This is a genomic window from Nonlabens sp. YIK11, assembly GCF_001413925.1.
GTDB lineage: Bacteria > Bacteroidota > Bacteroidia > Flavobacteriales > Flavobacteriaceae > Nonlabens.
In genome coordinates this window covers 2,500,042-2,515,961 of sequence record NZ_LBMJ01000001.1, presented here as the reverse complement: position 1 = coordinate 2,515,961, position 15,920 = coordinate 2,500,042, and the positions used below count along the sequence as shown (strand labels likewise).

Below are 15,920 nucleotides of genomic sequence, written 5' to 3'. Positions count from 1 at the left end.
TCAAATCCCTTGGCGTACTTGACCTCTAGCGTATCGGTAACCGTAATTGCCGTCGCTGGAACAGCTGGATTTTCATTTTTACAGGAAACAAAAATGCTCGATAGGATAAGAATGACGAGTAGAAACCTTGAATTCATAGACCCCAAAAATAGAATTATTCCATGGAACCTTTCCGCATTTGGGAAATGTTCCAGAGTTATGCTGGCGTGTCTAAAGTTGTCATTACATTTGCGACTTGTTATAGGTTATGCCTCGTTGCAGGATCTAGGTGGTGAGTTCGCTTTCGCGAAAGCGAAAACATTCAAAACAACTGCATCAAACAACGAGTCGTATTAAAAGGGAATCTGGTGCAAATCCAGAACTGTTCCCGCAACTGTAGAGAATCTGTGCTATTAGTGCAGCCCGAGAAATCGGGATTTCATGTAACGCCACTGAGAAATTGGGAAGGCGATGAGATATTCAAGTCAGGAGACCTGCCATAACAAATTTGAATTGTAACCTTCGGGATAGAGGTGGCGATGAAAATTTTGTTGGTGTATTAACGCTGTTTGGCGGGTTTCTTCTTGATGCCTGCCAGCTAATTTTCTTCACGCTTGTTTCCCGGTCTAATGAAGATCGATGATCCACAAATACCTAAGTACCGCTTTATTCTCAATGATGGCCATAAGTGCCATCGCACAAGTAGATTCCACCACCACAAAGCTGGAAAAAGTCACCGTTACCGCAGCTTCTAAATTTGAGCAGCAGCGCAAGGATAGTGGCAAACCTGTGATAAAAATCACTCAAGAAGACATTGAAAAGCAAAGCGCCGCCAGCCTGGCTGATTTGTTGAACCAATACGCCGGCATAGAGATTAACGGTGCACGCAGCAATGCTGGGCAAAATCTGTCTTATTTCATTCGCGGTGGAAATAATCGCCAGGTGTCGTTCTTGATTGACGGCGCGCAAGTGAACGATCCCAGTTTGATCGCCAGTGATTTTGATCTAAGACTGGTGGATCTAGGCCAAATCGAAGAAATTGAAATATTGAAAGGCGCCTCGAGCTCGCTTTATGGAGCTAATGCTGGTACGGCTGTCATCAATATTAAATTGAAAGAGGCCGCAAGAAAAAAACTGAGAGTTTCCATAGGCTCTTTTGTAGGTACTAATTCCAGTGCTGAAGATCAGGAAATCAGTCCAGATGAAGTGACCAACTCCATCAACGCAAGCGGCAGATTGGAAAATGGATTGACCTATGCCGCTGGATTTCACCATCAATATACCTATGGATTGAGTGCCGTAGAACCACTGGATGGAAGTGCTGCAAGGCCTGATAAATTTAACCGAATCAATGGTTTGGGTCGCATAGGTTATGACAACAACGATAACTTTAAGTTAACCAGCTATGTATCATTTGATGAGTATACTGCAGAATTTGACAATTTTGATTTCACAGATGCCGATAATGAAACCTACAGCCGCCAGATACGTTGGGGAACCAATGCAGAATATAAATATGCCGACCAAGGTTCTATCGTCTACAATGATGTAAGTACACATACAAGAAGAGACACGCGCAGCGGTTCGCCTACGGTTTTCAATTCCGACGGTTATTCTTTAGACCTCTTTAATAAATATGCATTTGACCTATCGGCAGACGGTTCCCATCAGTTGAAAACGATTTTAGGTTTCAATTTTAGAACCAATAGTTTTGAGAGCGATGCGATTCCTTTTGGTAGTACAGGTTTTGAACAAACAGCTGATGAAGATGAAACTAATTTCCAAATTTATGATCCCTATGCAAATGTCGTTTATGAAAGTGGTTTTGGTTTCAATTTGAATACGGGAATACGTTACAACATCCACAGTGATTATGATAGTGAGTTGGTGTACAGCGTCAATCCGTCATGGGATTTTCAGTTAGAGGACTCGACCTTGAAGTTTTATGGAAGTTACAGTACGGCGTACATCACGCCGTCTTTGTATCAGCTTTTTGATCGCAGTTTTAATTTGGGCAATCCAGATCTACAACCAGAAACCAATAAAACCAGAGAAGTAGGCGTGGAGTGGTTTCAAAAAACCACCAGTTTAACCTTGAGTGTTTTTGACCGCAGGTCAGAAAATGAAGTGATTTTTGTTTCTGATCCCGTTACTTTTCAAGGAAGGTATGAAAATGCACCGGTCGACACACAGGTGTTTGGGTTTGAAGCCTCATTGCAAACCAGAATCGCAGATCGTTTTGATCTTGCAGCCAATTATAGCTTTGCAGATAGGACGGATGACTTGATTATCTCGCGAGTGCCTAAACAAAAAGTCAATGCTTCCCTGCGAACTAAAATTCTGGACCGCACCTTTTTGACCTTGAGATACCAATACAATGATCCACGACAGGACGCTTTTTTCAACAATACCACCTTTACTACAGATCCAGTCACCTTAGAGGCTTATCAATTAATAGATCTTGATGCTACCTATAAATTAAAAAATAGGGACCTCACATTATTTGGTGGAGTGTCCAATCTCTTTAATGAGGATTTTACTGAACTTTATGGTTTCCAAACACGTGGACGCAATTATAAACTAGGCTTGCGAGTCAACCTATAATTATTTTAATAGAAAAACCAGCGGTGTGGCAACGCGGCGGCTCCAGAATTTTTCGCTGTGTTCATGACCTTCAAATTTGATGGATCTATAGTTAGTTGCGTTGTAACCTGTCGTTTCAAAAAGTTTATCGACCCTATTTTGATGCGGTTCATATGCAGCATCAAGAGTTAAGGTGCCGTAGTCAAAATAAAATTTATGGGTAGCAGGATCTGGTATGCGGTTGGGAATATCCTGCATCATGCCTTCACCTAAAATGGGAATAGGAAAGTGAGTACTCATACAAGCCGCACCACCATAAACGTCTGGATATTCCATCATGGCGTACATGGAAATCAAACCGCCCATGGACGCTCCCATGAGAAAAGTATCTTCACGTAGTGTAGACGTCTGGAAGTTTTGGTCTACAAATGGTTTCAGTTCTTGAGTCATGAACTTGAGATAGTCATCGCTGTAGAGACGGTCGTATCCAGTGTTTTCTTTTAATTGCGCTTTCGCGAAAGCGGATTCCACCGCATCATCTGGCATTTGAGGCATGTATTCGCTAAACCGTTTTTTACCGGTGTTCCATGATGTCACAACGATCGTGGGCGATATGGCGCCGGCATCAAGCAGCGAGTCCATTTTCTCATCGATTTCCCATGCGGTGCCATAACTGGAAGTTTCTTTATTGAAAACATTTTGTCCATCGTGCATATATAGCACATGATACTTCACATCCTGTTTAGGGTAGCCCGCAGGCAACCAGATTTCAACATTGCGTTTGTCCACATAAGCAGATTCAAAGTCATTATAATAAAGGATCGTGTCCTGATAGATAGGCTGCATGATAACTTGTTCGTTTTTTGAAATCAAGGGATTTGGTTCAAAAACATTTTTTGGACTGCGATCCTTGCATCCCATTAAGCCAGCAATAAATACGGATATTAGAATACTGCGTGCTGAAAGGTTTGATAACGATTGGGTCATGCTCATAAAACTAAGGTTGAGTATCAAATATATAAAGAATCAAATTTTAAAAACCTACCTTTTACCTCGTTTAAATACACGATTATCTGTTTAAGTGCGTATTAAGATAATTTTAACATGATGTTTTAATAGTCTGTAATACAACGTTTTAATTGTGTTTAATGCATTTCATCGATGTTTTATGTTTGTTTATCGTGTTCAAACCTCCCATATTTGAACCATCATTAAAACGATAACAATCAAAAACCTCTACAAAATGAAAAAATTTACCCTAACAGCAGCTATCCTATTTACCGCAGCAACATTTGTTTCCTGCTCCACAGATTCTGAAGGTATCGACGATACCAGTGCACCGCTAAGCGGTCCCAAAGTGACCTTGTTTACAGGCAGCAACACATCTGGTAAGATCAACATGTTCGACCTTACCGATGCCAACAACATCACCAATAAGTCTTTCCAGAGCGCCAGTACCGATGGTAACGGCATCCACTACGATCCACTCAATGACTGTCTTTTTGAGGCATCAAGATCAGAGAGTAATGTATTGGTCTTTGAAAACCTAAACAACAATGAGTCCGGATCGGCACTCGCTCCATCACTTAGATCTGACGTACAGGTGAAGAACCCAAGAGATATTGCCATCTCTGGAAACCGCATCGTGGTATCTGCAGATGCAGTTGGACCACGCGACAGCAACAAGTTCTATGTATATGAGTCTACGCCCAACTCTGTAAGATTGGTCAACATCTACGAGACAGGTAACCAGCACTGGGGAATCTTCCTTGCCGGGAACACTCTTTATGCAGCCGTGGACAACAGTGGTAGAATAGCCGTCTACAACGACTTCTTCTCCAACAACAGTGGTGAACTTACCGCAGACGACCAGATCACCATTGAAGGTGCACAGTCCCTAAGAGGAATCACTTATGACGAGGTAGAGGACCAACTATTCCTTGCCGATGTCAGAAACCCATTGAACGACAGCGACGGAGCGATCCACACGATCAAGAACTTCTCAGTGATCTACAGCGGTCTTGAGGCTTACGGTACCATCACGGATGTGACCACGGTAAGCGGTTCAGAGACCATGTTGGGCAACCCGGTAGACCTTGAGTACGACAATGTAGGAAAGGTACTCTATGCAGCAGAGCGCAGCACCAACGGTGGCATGGCGCTATCCTTTGACACTACCACTGTAGGCAACGCAAGACCGAAGATGCAACAGTCCGTTTCAGGAATCTCAAGCATCTACCTTAACGTAGAATAACATACAACGATTTTTCAAGTGCAATTTGTAGAGTAGATTGTAGAAAAGAGAAGAGACCCATCTAGGGTCTCTTTTTTTGTTCCATAGTATTGAGGAATGTTACGCTTTCGCGCCTGCCTGCCGGACAGGCAGGAAAGCGAGATAGAAAATAGGGCTACTGTTTCAAACCAAACTTGATTGCCAGTAGTAATAAGAAAAAGGCTAGGAAACCCAGCAAAATCCATTTGACGCCTTTGTAATTCTTACGGTGCAATAATTTATCCTTACCGTACATGAAATAAATCAGGATCACAAAAGCCACAAAAAATACCGCAGCGAAGATGAGTTGACCACTTGAAAACATGGGATCTTTAATTGCAAGAAAGGGTAAACTCATAATGGTCATATTTTTTGTAAAATTACAATACAATAGATCAATAATCCATGAAGAAGAATATCAACGCCGTACGCGACTTTCACAAAGCCTTTAAATTAAACATTCAGGATCAACCTACCGTTAACATCTCACTGGAGCGCAAGCTGTTGCGCTATGAATTGATGCGTGAGGAAAATGAGGAATATCTGGAAGCTGCAAAAAATGATGATCTTATTGAAGTAGCAGATGCGCTGGGCGATATGCTGTATATACTCTGCGGGACGATCATTGAACATGGTATGCAGGATGTCATTGAAGATGTTTTTAACGAGATACAGCGTTCCAACATGAGTAAACTAGGAGCAGATGGAGAACCTATTTATAGAGAAGATGGTAAGGTCCTGAAGGGACCTGACTACTTCAAGCCTGATTTTGGATCCATTCTCAACAAGCACCTACAATCATGACAAACGATCAGATTTATCCAGCAGAGCTACCGCCATTAGAAACATCAGAGTTTAAGAAGCATCCCAAACGTTTTCTAAACAAAAAATTGATTGCAAAGCTTATCGTTTTTGTGCCTTTGCTGATTGCTGCCATTACCTTTATTTTTATTCTTGATGAGCCGTGGTTTACGTGGTCTGTCATTCCCGTATGGTTGCTATTGTTGGTGCTGGCTTTATTCCTTTCTTACAAAGAGTATTTTGTGCGCGGTTATGTTTTAAGAGAACTGGACATTACCTATAGACATGGATGGATCTTCCATCACGAGACTACAGTGCCTTTTAACAGGATCCAACACACGGAGATCAAAGATGGTCCCATTGACCGATTGTTCAATCTTTGTGAATTGGAGATTTATACGGCTGGTGGTAGTTCTTCAGACCTTAGTCTTTCTGGGCTAGATCCAGAAGACGCCAAAAAACTCAAAGAATTTATCTCTCATAAGACAGCCATGCATGCTTGATCTAAGCGAACCTAGGAGACAAAGCCGCAAGAGCATATTATTATATGTCTTCAAGAATGTAAAAGCATTGATTGCCGTTGCGCTATATTCCGCATTTGGGATCAATAACTTTGGTGATTATAGGATTGTCATAGGCCTTACGGCGCTGGTGGTTATTCTAGGATTACTCTCGCCACTGCTTAGTTATTATTTTTTCACCTTTTATGTAGAAGGCGATGAACTGATCATTCAAAAAGGAGTCCTTAATAAAGAACGCAAGGCCATACCGCTGGAACGCATCCAATCTGTCAACATTACCCAAAACTTGGTCCAACGTATTTTACAATTGGTAGCAGTAGAAGTAGAGACCGCTGGCTCTAAAGCTAAAGAACTAGAAATACCTGGACTAAGCCGCGATTTTGCAGAATCTTTTAAAAATCTTTTGCAGGACAAGAGTCTACAAACCTCAAATCAGGAAGTTGTTGATGAAGGGTTGACAGAGGAAATTATCGATGCTCCTAACAAACAACGATCTGAAAAGAGGAGTGAGCTTTTATCCCTAGGAATAATTGATTTATTTAAAATAGGCATTACCCAAAATCATTTGCGCAGTGGTGGCCTAGCATTGGGAGTTGTGTTCGGGTTCTGGTATAATATCAGGGATTTTGTAGAGCGTTTTTACGGGAATGTCTTTGAGGGTTTTGAATGGGAAAACATGGTAGGTTATGCAAGCTTGAGTCTGGTCGTGATGGCAGCCATCGTTTTTATCATCGCATCGGTTATTGTTAGTGTCGTATTGGTTTTCAATAAATATTATGGATACACTTTGCGGCGCAACGGTGATTATCTTGAAATCGAAATGGGATTGCTTAATAGACGCGAGATTAAAATACCTATCCAGAAAATTCAGATTCTGGAATTTCATACCAACCCATTACGCAGGTTGCTGAATTATCAAACGGCCAAAATCTATCAAGCTCAATCGCAGGGAATTTCCCTTACAGGAGCAGAAGTTCCAGCCTGTAGCCCGCAAATGATGGAGTTGTTGCAGGATTTGATTTTTGATCATGGAATGGATCCAGACGCAAGCCAGATGGACTCCATCGCCATCTCACATGCCCGATTGACTTTTTACATCGTTGCCTTACCGCTGATTTTGGCCTGTGCGATCTCCATTTACTTGGAAATTTATGCATTAGCTGCCGTGGCTGTTTTGGTGTTCGGCTGGATGGTTTTTGTGTCGTATCGCAATGGTAAAAGGACACAAATCCAGTCTGATGAAGAGTTAGTCGTCCTGCGATCTGGATGGCTTTTTCATAAAACCATGCTCATTCCCATCTATAAAATCCAAGCGGTAGAAAAATGGCGCAGTATATTTTTGAAACGCCGCCAGCAAATCCATTTTACTGTGCATACTGCCGCAGGTTCTCGAGGGTTGCGTTACTTCAATGAGAGGCAGGTTACCCAACTTAAGAATAAACTGCACAATCTGGTGCTGTTGTCAGACCGCAACTGGATGTAGCTAATAGATCCTTGTGTCTGTAATTTGGGTGATCTTCCACGCATCATCCACAAAAACCATCGTGAAGACATTACGACCGGTATGGGAACGCTTGCCATTCACATAAAATTCATAATCTGTGTGAACGCTGGCGATATGATCATCTGCAACGGTTTTAAGCGAAGTAAGGCGTTCTTCAAAAGTTACGTTTGCAGGAATGGATGCAATGGATTTCAAAAATGTATTGACTGTAGAGGCGCTCGTGGTGCGTTCATCTCCTTTGATGGCAAGGGAATGCATGGAAGCGCCGTTGACGAATTGGTTTTTCAATGCAACCGTGTCTTGTGCATGAAAGTTTTGGAAAAAGGATTCCACGGCCTTGCTTGCGGGTTGATTGTAAAGCAACACGGTAGATGATGTGGTGGCTGTGGCTGGTTGTGAGTTCGCTTTCGCGAAAGCGAGAAAAACAACCAGCACAAGAACAGGTTTCAACATGATAGTTCCATTTAAGTGTTTTTAATATTACTATTTTTACAGCACAAAACGAAGATATGTCCACAGCCAAAAAGGAATACAAACGAATTACCGTCAAATCTCTGACTGAGATGAAGGCAACCCACCAGAAAATAAGCATGTTGACTGCTTATGATTTCACGATGGCCAAAATCATCGACAGTGCTGGTGTGGATGTAATTCTTGTGGGCGATAGTGCAAGTAATGTAATGGCGGGTCACGAGACCACCTTGCCTATCACACTAGACCAGATGATCTATCACGCAAGTAGCGTCGTGCGTGGTACAGAGCGTGCGCTGGTGGTAGTGGATTTGCCTTTTGGTAGTTATCAAAGTGACCCTAAAGAGGCGTTGCGATCTGCCATTAGAATCATGAAGGAAAGTGGCGGCCATACGGTGAAACTGGAAGGTGGCAGCGAGGTCATGGAATCCATCAAACGCATCCTAAACGCTGGTATTCCTGTCATGGGGCATTTAGGCCTGACACCGCAATCGATCTATAAGTTTGGAACCTACACAGTAAGAGCCAAGGAAGAAGAAGAGGCCGAAAAGCTAAAGAATGACGCTCTTGCATTGGAAAAACTGGGATGTTTTGCGCTAGTGCTGGAAAAAGTGCCTGCAAAACTCGCTCAAGAAGTCGCTGAAAGCCTATCGATTCCTGTCATAGGAATAGGTGCCGGTGGTGGCGTTGATGGCCAGGTGTTGGTTTCTCACGACATGTTTGGGATGACTCACGAGTTTCATCCAAGATTCTTGAGACGTTACATGAATCTTTATGAAGATATGGGCAGTGCGGTCTCTCAATACATTAGCGATGTGAAGAGCTCTGATTTCCCTAACGAGGAAGAGCAGTATTGATATTGAAGACCAAGACATACCATATAAATATTCATTCAAGACGCCGATTCATAATCGCCTTTTCACTATTATTTTTCTTATTGATAATTTCACTTGTAGAATTTCTCCCATTTTCTAAATATCAATGGAGTAGCTTTATTCTATTTATTTTGGTTGTTGTACCTGCATATCTAGGTTCAAGATATTTAGCTCTGGGAAAAATAAAAGTTTTGCTAAGCGATAAAGGTCTAGCTCATTTTTGGGAAAAGAGATTTATTTTGAGTTGGCAAAAGAATTTTAAAATTTCAAAGCACAGACTGGTTAGGTGCCATATCAAAGAGGAGCGTTTATTTGACATTATACAAATAGATCTCGATGATAAAAAAAGATATAGTATTAGCAGAATCGTATTATATGGAAAACAAAATGACTTTTATCGATTAGCTAACGATCTCCATTCGATCATAAATACCTTGAAGTACCAATAAATCGATAGGATTTTCAATAGAATTATTGGCGTCCTGTATCATCATGCTCGCTTCACGGTGCAACACTTCTTTATAGTCCTCATTGATAGGTTCAAACCGCAATAACTGTGCGATCATGTCCAGTAGTTTTTGCATGACGGTAACATCGTGTTTACAGTAGGTTCTAAAGGGTGCCAGTACGTTAAAGATGAGTTCTTTAAATGTGATGGTTTTGAGATTGATGACAGGATTTTCATCCTCATCCAATACGATGCTCTTATCACTCTTTTGCATGCGCAGTGCAAACAACTCCGTTAGGTAATTGATGGTGTCTAAGGCCGTACCTGGATCGTTGATTCCAGGTGACATGGCTTTTATTCCTATCTCTGTAATTTGCTTGAATCCCAGGACGTAGTTGTCGCTTACTAACTCAGATTCTGTGAAATTGAAGTTTTTCCCTAATTCCTTGACCTGTTTATCAGTAAGTTCTTTTTCTGACTTGATATACTCCTGATTTTTAAAAACGTACAGCCCTTTTGTAGCAATCAGGTCAAATTTGGTATCACAATCCTTGGCAAGGTCTAGCAAACCAGAGATGCTGATGTTTTGTATGGTTCCACTTCGGGTGGCGTGGTAGGTGTACCAACCAGACGAATCGGGAAATTCCTGACCGTAATCGTTTTCATCGACTAGGTATTGAAGACGCTTTCGCGAAAGCGTATAAATATTCTTCAATATGTTATTGATCTGGATACTGGTGGAAATACTATGAATGAAGTAAACGAATGCTCCTAAAGTAAACACGGCGCTTATGATTCCTATCAGGACAGAGAATCCAGGTAATTGATAATTATCGCCATCAGGTTCGATTCCCATCATGGTGATGATGTTGTACAGGATCATCGCGAGAAATATTCCCAATATCGTCTGGTGCTTTCTATTGGAAATAAGGCTGGGCAATACTCGTGGTGAATAGTTGGCAGCTGCCTGGCTCAATAGTAGCATTACCATGGAAAAGGAGAATACTAACATGCTTAAACCACCAGCAATTAGCGTGGTTAATAGGTTGCGCGCGGTATCCCTATTGTTGATGACTAGAACCGGAGCATTTTCCTGTAAAAATCCTGATACGCCTCTAGATTCTGCATAAATCATGGCAAATGCAAAAAATATGGCTACGATGGAATATAGCGTAGGATAGAATGCAATGGTGCTAGTAATTACATTGAAAAAGGAACGCAGTCGAGTAATTATAATCATGCGTTAAATTTAAAGGTGTAGGATGCGCTCCTGGGTTAATAATTTCATAAGGATTGATTATTTTCACGGAAACATTGATTGCTATGTCCTACACCATACAGGAAAAAACGGATATCCTGAAAGAATTGATTGCGATGGCACACGCTGATGATCATCTTAAAAAGGAAGAAGTCGAATTTATCAAGGCAATTGCCAGCCGGATCGAGGTAGGTGAGGAACAACTGCGCTTCATGTTGGAAAATCCCGATAAAGAACCTGTAAAACCACCTAAGCAATTTGTCAAACGCATCATTCACTTTCATAGATTGATGTTGATGATGCACATCGACGGTAACGTTGATGATAGTGAACTACAACTCTTACATGAAATCGCCTTGCGTTACGGCATACGAGGCGTGACGGTGAACAAATTGTTATCTACTATGGAGAAGTATCCGCATGGTGAGATACCGCCTAGCGAATTGCTGGAAATCCATTCTGAGACGAGTAATTAGACAACTTGACAGTATGATACGAAGTAAAAAGCGACATTGTGTCGCTTTTTTGCTTTGGTATTCATTTTGACTAATGCTATGTGTAATTATTAATCTAAAATTTTCAATTATGAAATTAGCACATAGAACAGCAAACAATTGGTTACCATCTTTAATAGATGAAATGTTTAATAACGATTATTCTGGAGGTACTGCCTTACCGTTAAGTCAACCTGCCGTTAACATCGCGGAAACCGACGAGCGTTTTCACCTTGAAATGATCATTCCTGGTTTTTCTAAGCAAGACGTCGCGATTGAAGTTGATAAGGACGTTTTGACCATATCTTCTGAGGTTCAAGAAGAGAATGAAGAAAAGACAGAGCAGTTCACCAGAAAGGAATTCACGAAGCGTTCTTTCAAAAGAAGTTTCAACCTACCAGAAACCGTGAATCAGGATCAAATCCAAGGATCTTACGAGAACGGAATTCTAAGTATAGAACTTCCTAAAAAAGAAGAAGCTCTACCACAACCAAAGAGAATGATTTCTTTGAAGTAATGATTGTTGAATTAGCCTGTTAATTGCAGAATCCAAAAAAAAATCCCAGCCGCTAGGCTGGGATTTTTGTGTTTAAAACAATCGTTGAACTTCAAAATAGGTTTTGACACCTGACCCGTCAATTTCAAAATTTGAATCAGAGCTCCTTGCAAATATTTCGATAAATCCATTTGCTGGAAGATCAACCGTCGCAGTTACATTTCGGTAAAGTTGACCATTATTATGATGGTTGACAGAGTGTTCTGCATAAATAACTCCATTAACAAAAATGGAAATACCGGTAAAAATATCATTACCGTAAGAATTGGTACTATGGAATTGCGCATTTACTTTGAAGATTCCAGCCTCTGAAGATTCGAACCTATTGGTTGTGCTGTTGTAACCATTGCCTGCATTAATTACAGAATTATTCATATTTAGTTTGATCCATGTGTCAGCGCTCCCTAAGATTTGATTTGCACTTAAAATGTTTCTCGATGAAACAAAACCACCTTTCCAAGTCGCAACTCCAGCGCCATCAGTTGTTAAGACTTGGCCTGCGGTACCTGATATAGTAGGCATTTCGTACCCATCAGAATCATCTTCATTTTTAATGGCAAATCGATCGCCTCTAAAATATCCAGAGTAGGCAGGCTCGCTTCCATTATTTTGAGCTAGTGAGTAGATGGAGTAGATAGTGCCTTCACCGCCTGAATTACCAGCTTCTGTATATATACCGTAATTGGTAGATGCTGCTCCTACGGTGACGCCCATATTGTTTCTAATACCATAATTGACCTGGTCTGCGGCACTGATCTGGACATCGTTATCAATACCAAAATGGGATCCAGCACCATCTGCTGATACTCTATTTCTGATACCATATTTACTACCGCTGGCACTTGCATTATTGATGGCATCAATAGTAAATCGATTGCCGCTACCAGTCCCTGGATTACTATTATTCAAACTAAGAACAGTTGGACTCACGTTGGCATCCATATTCAGTAAAATAGATCCAGATCGTTCAATGGCATCTGTTGTATTTGTAGCTGAATTTAATGTTCCTTCACCGTAAAAAACTGGAGAGCTATTAGCAGCTGGAAGATCGGTCCATGCAGCAACGTCTGTTCCATTGGTCATTAACACTTGGCCTGCATTTCCTGAGATAGTAGGCATTTCGTAACCGTCAGAGTTATCTTCATTTTTAATAGCAAATTTGTCACCTTGAAACCATCCAGAATAGTTGTTTCTAAGGTCGTTCCCTCTAGCGATACTGTAAATACCAAAACTATTGGCGTCACTTGCAGGCGTCCCAATTTCTGAACGTATACCTATATTGATTGCTGTAGTTCCAGATGTTCCACCAACAACATTATTGATTCCAATAACACCTCGAGCAGCACTGCCACTAGATATTACATTGTTGTATATACCAACACGATCGCTGTTACCAGCAGAACTTACTTCAGATCTTATTCCGTATTTAATTCCGGTACCTCCTACTGTACTCTTATTTTCTAAGTAAGCACTATAGGTGTTGACTGATCCAGTTCCGGTATTATTATTCTCAACTTTGATGGCAATTGGATCTGCCGAGTTGTTCGCAGATACTACGTCCACATTAAATTTTCCAGTGCTTAATGAGCTGCCTACACTTACTTTACCAGTACGTTGCACATTAGACGTAGTGGTCGTAGCAAAATTTGTAGTTCCATTATCATAAAACGCGCCTGAAGCAGAAGCCGGCTCCAGCTTTATATACTGACTTCCATCAAACATGTAGATACCTTCAGTGCCGTCTGGCGTGGCACTTGGATTTAGATATACTAATAGTCCAGCTTGCGCCGCAGTTGGAAATGTGGCATCACCAGTTACGGGAAGAGCGTCTACTTTTGGAATAATGATCCCATTGTATTTCCCAGTCATCGGGCTGGCGTCTGCAACGATTTCTAGATCTGCTGTTGGTTCTATGGTATTGATACCAACCTGCGCCATTGCATTGAAAGAAATCGTAAGAATAATTGTTAAGACAAAAAGTAATTTTAACTTCATAACTAGCAAGGTGTTAAGCTAACGAAGTTAAGATTCTGTATCTAAGGTTTTGAGCGCATTTGTCGAGATCGCGACGTTAGACGTTCTATTTTGTATAACGTCTAAAATAAACGTTGAATTATTGATATAATCGTTGAATAACTACTCTTAATTCTCAGTATTTATATTTCAGAGATTTTTTCTTGAAGCATTTTAATTTGGTCTCGCAAACGTGCCGCTTCCATAAAATCCAGTTCCTTAGCGGCTGCTTCCATTCGTTTACGGGTATCTCTTACCTTTTGTTCCAATTGTGGTTTTGACATGTAGGTAGCTTCCTCTTCTGCAGCTTGCAAATTCAAGGTTTCTTCGATCGCATAAACTGCTTTGGTTTTTCCTGAAAGTGCGCTTTCCAGACTTTTCTTGATCGCCGTAGGCGTTAATCCGTGCTTGGTGTTGTACTCAATTTGTTTGGATCTGCGGTAATCGGTTTCATCCATGGTTTTTTGCATGCTCTCAGTAATCTTATCTGCGTAAAGAATGGCTAAACCATTCACGTTACGAGCGGCACGACCTATGGTTTGGGTCAATGATCTATTGTTTCTTAGAAAACCTTCTTTATCGGCATCTAGAATAGCAACTAAGGATACTTCGGGTAAGTCTAGTCCTTCACGTAAGAGGTTGACACCAATCAACACATCAAATATACCTTTACGTAAATCTGACATGATCTCCACACGTTCTAGAGTATCGACATCACTGTGAATGTAGCGACATCTTATGTTGATTCGGGAAAGGTATTTTGTCAATTCCTCAGCCATACGTTTGGTAAGCGTGGTGACAAGAACGCGCTCGTCACGTTCTTCACGTAATCTAATTTCCTCTACCAGGTCGTCAATTTGATTTTGACTGGGTCGTACTTCTATAATGGGATCCAGCAGGCCAGTTGGTCGTATGATTTGTTCCACGACGATTCCTTCACTTTTTTCCAACTCGTAATCGGCTGGCGTGGCACTCACGTAGATCACTTGATTTTGCAAGGCTTCAAACTCTTCAAATTTTAGAGGTCGATTATCCATGGCAGCTGGCAACCTAAATCCATAGTCCACCAAATTCACCTTTCTGGATCTGTCACCACCATACATAGCACCAACTTGTGGAACGCTTACGTGGCTTTCATCAATGATCATCAGGAAATCATCTGGAAAATAATCTAGCAAGCAGAAGGGTCGTGTTCCTGGCATCCTACCGTCTAGATATCTACTATAGTTTTCAATTCCAGAACAATAGCCCAATTCCCTAATCATTTCCAGGTCAAACTCGGTTCGCTCTTGCAAGCGTTTTGCTTCAAGTGGTTTGCCTATTTCTTTAAAATAATCAATTTGCTTTACCAGGTCTTCTTGTATCGCGTGTATTGCACCCTGCAAACGATCTGGAGAGGTCACAAACATGTTTGCCGGATAGATGGTAATGGTTTGATACTTTTCTATCACCCGACCATCTGTTGGATTGAAGCGTTCGATTTCTTCTATTTCATCGCCAAAAAAGTGGATTCTAAACGCCGTATCTGCATAACTGGGAAACACGTCAAGAGTGTCGCCATTGATTCTAAAATTACCACGATTAAATTCTGCTGTGGTTCTGGAATACAAGCTTTGAACGAGTTGCTTCAAAAGATCTGTACGAGCAATGACTTGATCTTGATTAAGGCGTATGACGTTTTTCTGAAATTCTACAGGATTTCCAATACCATAAAGACAGGAAACTGAAGCTACCACAATAATATCACGACGACCCGACAATAGGGAAGAAGTCGTAGAGAGTCGCATCTTCTCGATTTCTTCATTGATGGAAAGATCTTTTTCTATGTACGTACCGCTGGTAGGAATAAACGCTTCTGGCTGATAATAGTCGTAGTAGGACACAAAATACTCCACGGCATTTTCTGGAAAAAATGCCTTGAATTCTGAGTAGAGCTGTGCGGCCAGTGTCTTGTTGTGACACAATACCAAAGTAGGTTTTTGAACCTCTTCCACCACATTTGCTACGGTAAAAGTTTTACCACTTCCGGTAACACCCAGCAGGGTTTGGTAGCGTTCTTCTGCTTTGACTCCAGTCACCAGTTTTTTGATCGCGCTAGGTTGATCGCCAGTAGGCTTGAAGTCTGATACTATCTTAAAATCCATA

At 41.2% G+C, this 15,920-nt stretch carries 15 protein-coding genes and 1 riboswitch; of the genes, 9 read left to right on the top strand and 6 right to left on the bottom strand.

The features are described 5' to 3' along the window. Window positions 1-9: 9 nt before the first annotated feature. Together AAU57_RS15065 and AAU57_RS11365 are read left to right on the top strand one after the other, a co-directional pair. On the top strand, window positions 10-336 hold the full coding sequence (locus tag AAU57_RS15065; RefSeq protein ID WP_231717811.1) for a hypothetical protein: 327 nt from the start codon (window positions 10-12) through the stop codon (window positions 334-336). Continuing rightward, window positions 294-496, top strand: a riboswitch (cobalamin riboswitch). It overlaps the preceding gene by 43 nt. Before the next feature lie 122 nt (window positions 497-618). Continuing rightward, complete coding sequence (locus AAU57_RS11365; protein ID WP_055413023.1) at window positions 619-2,583, top strand: TonB-dependent receptor plug domain-containing protein; 1,965 nt, start codon at window positions 619-621, stop codon at window positions 2,581-2,583. On the opposite strand, the gene AAU57_RS11360 is transcribed toward AAU57_RS11365, so the two are convergent. After that, window positions 2,584-3,555, bottom strand: coding sequence for an alpha/beta hydrolase (locus AAU57_RS11360; RefSeq protein ID WP_231717810.1), 972 nt, complete (start codon window positions 3,553-3,555; stop codon window positions 2,584-2,586). It lies immediately after the preceding gene. Between the two features lie 250 nt (window positions 3,556-3,805). On the opposite strand from AAU57_RS11360, the gene AAU57_RS11355 reads away from it, so the two are divergent. Further along, window positions 3,806-4,816 (top strand): hypothetical protein, encoded by a 1,011-nt coding sequence (locus AAU57_RS11355; protein WP_055413022.1) that lies wholly within the window; start codon window positions 3,806-3,808, stop codon window positions 4,814-4,816. 154 nt (window positions 4,817-4,970) lie between these two features. Here AAU57_RS11355 and AAU57_RS11350 read toward each other — a convergent pair whose 3' ends face one another. Further along, window positions 4,971-5,192, bottom strand: a complete 222-nt coding sequence (locus tag AAU57_RS11350; protein WP_316931654.1) for a hypothetical protein — start codon at window positions 5,190-5,192, stop codon at window positions 4,971-4,973. Window positions 5,193-5,239: 47 nt separating this feature from the next. Here AAU57_RS11350 and AAU57_RS11345 point away from each other — a divergent pair, with 47 nt between their 5' ends. Genes AAU57_RS11345 through AAU57_RS11335 form a run of 3 tightly spaced genes read left to right on the top strand, consistent with a single transcriptional unit; the run spans window position 5,240 to window position 7,639 of the window. Beyond that, window positions 5,240-5,638: a nucleoside triphosphate pyrophosphohydrolase family protein gene (locus AAU57_RS11345; RefSeq protein WP_055413021.1), complete on the top strand. Its 399-nt coding sequence runs from the start codon at window positions 5,240-5,242 to the stop codon at window positions 5,636-5,638. After that, a complete protein-coding gene (locus tag AAU57_RS11340) occupies window positions 5,635-6,138 on the top strand; it encodes a PH domain-containing protein (RefSeq protein ID WP_055413020.1) in 504 nt (167 codons plus the stop codon). Before AAU57_RS11345 ends, AAU57_RS11340 begins: the two co-directional genes overlap by 4 nt. Further along, window positions 6,131-7,639 carry a PH domain-containing protein gene (locus tag AAU57_RS11335; RefSeq protein WP_055413019.1) on the top strand — a complete coding sequence of 503 codons (1,509 nt, stop codon included), beginning with the start codon at window positions 6,131-6,133 and terminating at the stop codon, window positions 7,637-7,639. The genes AAU57_RS11340 and AAU57_RS11335 overlap by 8 nt, the downstream gene beginning before the upstream one ends. On the opposite strand, the gene AAU57_RS11330 is transcribed toward AAU57_RS11335, so the two are convergent. Further along, the gene (locus AAU57_RS11330) at window positions 7,640-8,113 is read right to left on the bottom strand and encodes a hypothetical protein (RefSeq protein WP_055413018.1); all 474 of its coding nucleotides are present in this window, start codon (window positions 8,111-8,113) and stop codon (window positions 7,640-7,642) included. It lies immediately after the preceding gene. Between the two features lie 56 nt (window positions 8,114-8,169). Here AAU57_RS11330 and panB point away from each other — a divergent pair, with 56 nt between their 5' ends. Next, window positions 8,170-8,988, top strand: a complete 819-nt coding sequence (panB, locus tag AAU57_RS11325; RefSeq protein WP_055413017.1) for a 3-methyl-2-oxobutanoate hydroxymethyltransferase — start codon at window positions 8,170-8,172, stop codon at window positions 8,986-8,988. Window positions 8,989-9,407: 419 nt separating this feature from the next. Here panB and AAU57_RS11315 read toward each other — a convergent pair whose 3' ends face one another. Next, window positions 9,408-10,694: a DUF2254 domain-containing protein gene (locus AAU57_RS11315; RefSeq protein ID WP_055413015.1), complete on the bottom strand. Its 1,287-nt coding sequence runs from the start codon at window positions 10,692-10,694 to the stop codon at window positions 9,408-9,410. A gap of 83 nt (window positions 10,695-10,777) precedes the next feature. Between AAU57_RS11315 and AAU57_RS11310 the strand changes: the two genes are divergently transcribed. Together AAU57_RS11310 and AAU57_RS11305 are read left to right on the top strand one after the other, a co-directional pair. Beyond that, window positions 10,778-11,188 carry a TerB family tellurite resistance protein gene (locus tag AAU57_RS11310; protein ID WP_055413014.1) on the top strand — a complete coding sequence of 137 codons (411 nt, stop codon included), beginning with the start codon at window positions 10,778-10,780 and terminating at the stop codon, window positions 11,186-11,188. Window positions 11,189-11,297: 109 nt separating this feature from the next. Then, a complete protein-coding gene (locus tag AAU57_RS11305; protein WP_055413013.1) occupies window positions 11,298-11,723 on the top strand; it encodes an Hsp20/alpha crystallin family protein in 426 nt (141 codons plus the stop codon). A 72-nt stretch (window positions 11,724-11,795) separates the two neighbouring features. Here AAU57_RS11305 and AAU57_RS11300 read toward each other — a convergent pair whose 3' ends face one another. After that, window positions 11,796-13,757, bottom strand: coding sequence for a hypothetical protein (locus tag AAU57_RS11300; RefSeq protein ID WP_156340120.1), 1,962 nt, complete (start codon window positions 13,755-13,757; stop codon window positions 11,796-11,798). A gap of 161 nt (window positions 13,758-13,918) precedes the next feature. Then, window positions 13,919-15,919, bottom strand: a complete 2,001-nt coding sequence (gene uvrB, locus AAU57_RS11295; protein ID WP_055413011.1) for an excinuclease ABC subunit UvrB — start codon at window positions 15,917-15,919, stop codon at window positions 13,919-13,921. Window position 15,920 lies beyond the last annotated feature (1 nt).

Bases quoted from the DNA above. Each gene is read 5' to 3' on its own strand.
- AAU57_RS11365 (WP_055413023.1), top strand. From the start codon at position 619: ATGATCCACAAATACCTAAGTACCGCTTTATTCTCAATGATGGCCATA.
- AAU57_RS11360 (WP_231717810.1), bottom strand. From the start codon at position 3,555: ATGAGCATGACCCAATCGTTATCAAACCTTTCAGCACGCAGTATTCTA.
- AAU57_RS11355 (WP_055413022.1), top strand. From the start codon at position 3,806: ATGAAAAAATTTACCCTAACAGCAGCTATCCTATTTACCGCAGCAACA.
- AAU57_RS11350 (WP_316931654.1), bottom strand. From the start codon at position 5,192: ATGAGTTTACCCTTTCTTGCAATTAAAGATCCCATGTTTTCAAGTGGT.
- AAU57_RS11345 (WP_055413021.1), top strand. From the start codon at position 5,240: ATGAAGAAGAATATCAACGCCGTACGCGACTTTCACAAAGCCTTTAAA.
- AAU57_RS11340 (WP_055413020.1), top strand. From the start codon at position 5,635: ATGACAAACGATCAGATTTATCCAGCAGAGCTACCGCCATTAGAAACA.
- AAU57_RS11335 (WP_055413019.1), top strand. From the start codon at position 6,131: ATGCTTGATCTAAGCGAACCTAGGAGACAAAGCCGCAAGAGCATATTA.
- AAU57_RS11330 (WP_055413018.1), bottom strand. From the start codon at position 8,113: ATGTTGAAACCTGTTCTTGTGCTGGTTGTTTTTCTCGCTTTCGCGAAA.
- panB (WP_055413017.1), top strand. From the start codon at position 8,170: ATGTCCACAGCCAAAAAGGAATACAAACGAATTACCGTCAAATCTCTG.
- AAU57_RS11315 (WP_055413015.1), bottom strand. From the start codon at position 10,694: ATGATTATAATTACTCGACTGCGTTCCTTTTTCAATGTAATTACTAGC.
- AAU57_RS11310 (WP_055413014.1), top strand. From the start codon at position 10,778: ATGTCCTACACCATACAGGAAAAAACGGATATCCTGAAAGAATTGATT.
- AAU57_RS11305 (WP_055413013.1), top strand. From the start codon at position 11,298: ATGAAATTAGCACATAGAACAGCAAACAATTGGTTACCATCTTTAATA.
- AAU57_RS11300 (WP_156340120.1), bottom strand. From the start codon at position 13,757: ATGAAGTTAAAATTACTTTTTGTCTTAACAATTATTCTTACGATTTCT.
- uvrB (WP_055413011.1), bottom strand. From the start codon at position 15,919: ATGGATTTTAAGATAGTATCAGACTTCAAGCCTACTGGCGATCAACCT.